Consider the following 1,652-nt stretch of genomic DNA (forward strand, 5'->3'; position numbering starts at 1 on the left):
AGTCCCGCCCGGCATCGGCCGGCACGGCTTGGCCTAACCCTGCACCGCCGAAGCCCAGCCCCTCGATGACCGTGCCGGTGTCCGCCCGCCACAGCCAGCTGCGCCGGGCGATGATCGGGTGGGTCGGCAGTTCGGTGAGGGCACCGCCGGCGAGCGGCAGACCGCCAGCCATGAGCCTGGCGCCGAGCGTGGCCAGGAAGCTGTCGGCGCCGGCCATGCCGGTCGCCTCGTCGACCAGGAAAGATAGAGCCGGCGGCAGTCGCATCACCCGGATCATGCTATGGCAGTCGTCATTGCGGTGAAACTGCCGGAAGAGGCTGCCGATGCCCGAGACGCTCCGCACCGAGATCGAGATCGCGGCCCCGCAGGCCACCGTGTTCGCCTTCCTCACCGATCCCGACAAGATCCACCGCTGGATCGGTCCTGCTACCGTCGATCCCCGGCCGGGCGGGATCTATCTCGTCAGCGTGGCTGACAGGCATGCCGCCCGCGGCGAGTTCATCGAGGTCGTGCCGGTCCACCGGCTGGTCTACAGCTTCGGCTGGGAAGGACGGCCGGAGGTGCCGCCCGGGTCGAGCCGGATCGAGATCGACCTGGTCGAGCAGGGTGACGGCACGCTGGTGCGCCTCACCCATAGCGGACTGCCGAACGAGCAGGAGCGCGCCGGCCACGAGAAGGGCTGGAACCATTACCTGCAGCGGCTGGCGACCGCCGCTGCAGGCGGCGATCCGGGACCGGATTCGCCACCCGACTGAGCCCGCGATCCTGGCACATCGAAGGCGGGAACACCCGAGGCCGCTGGCCGCGTCCCTGCAGGCGGCGCTATCCTGCCGTCATACACCACCCGGAGCAGAGAAGCGTCGATGAACATCGCCGAGCGGCTGGCGGCCCTGCGCGCCCGACTGAAGGAACTGGGCGTGGATGGGTTCTGGATGCCGCGCACGGACGAGCACGGCTCGGAATACCTGCCGCCCCATGCCGAGCGGGTCGCCTGGCTCACCGGCTTCACCGGCTCGGCCGGAGTGGTGATCGTGCTGTCGGAGACCGCGGCGGTACTCAGCGATGGCCGCTATACCGTGCAGCTGGAGCGCGAGCTCGATCCGGCGCTGTTCGAGCGCGGCAACAGCGTGGAAACCCCGCCCTCGGTCTGGCTGTCCCACCGGGTCAAGGCGGGCATGCGAATCGGCTACGACCCTCGGCTGGTGCGCAAGCCGGAGAAGGCGGCGATGGCGAAGAAGCTCGACACCGCCGGTGCCGAGCTGGTGGCGCTCGACGCCAACCCCATCGACCTGATCTGGACCGACCGTCCGGCGCGCCCAGCGGAGCCGGTCAAGGCCCATCCCGTGGCCTATGCCGGCGAGGAAGCCGAAGCCAAGACCGAGCGGATGGGGGCGGCGGTCGGCAAGGCTGGTGCCGACCAGCTGCTGATCACCGCACCCGAATCGATCGCCTGGCTGCTCAACATCCGCGGCGCCGACGTGCCCTTCAATCCATTGCCGCTGGGCTTCGCCCTGCTCGGGGCCGACGGCCATGTGCGGCTGTTCACCGACCGGGCCAAGCTCGCCGGGCTGGACTTCGGCAACCGGGTGGCCGTGGAGCCGTACGAGGCGTTCGAGCCGGCCCTGGCGGAGCTGGGGAACCGCGGCCTGCGC

General features: G+C 70.4%; 2 protein-coding genes and 1 pseudogene. 2 read left to right on the top strand and 1 reads right to left on the bottom strand.

Translation table 11 applies throughout. The annotated features are described in order from the left end of the window. Positions 1-265: pseudogene (locus EQG76_RS03405) on the bottom strand (adenylate/guanylate cyclase domain-containing protein); the annotation flags it as partial. A 58-nt stretch (positions 266-323) separates the two neighbouring features. Here EQG76_RS03405 and EQG76_RS03410 point away from each other — a divergent pair. Together EQG76_RS03410 and EQG76_RS03415 are read left to right on the top strand one after the other, a co-directional pair. After that, entirely contained in the window at positions 324-755 is a 432-nt protein-coding gene (locus tag EQG76_RS03410; protein WP_159710626.1) for an SRPBCC family protein, read from the top strand. 108 nt (positions 756-863) lie between these two features. Next, positions 864-1,652, top strand: a 789-nt coding sequence (locus EQG76_RS03415) for an aminopeptidase P family N-terminal domain-containing protein (RefSeq protein WP_200840525.1), incomplete at its 3' end; no start/stop codon positions are given.

The organism is Geminicoccus flavidas, from assembly GCF_009806515.1.
Classification (GTDB): domain Bacteria; phylum Pseudomonadota; class Alphaproteobacteria; order Geminicoccales; family Geminicoccaceae; genus Geminicoccus; species Geminicoccus flavidus.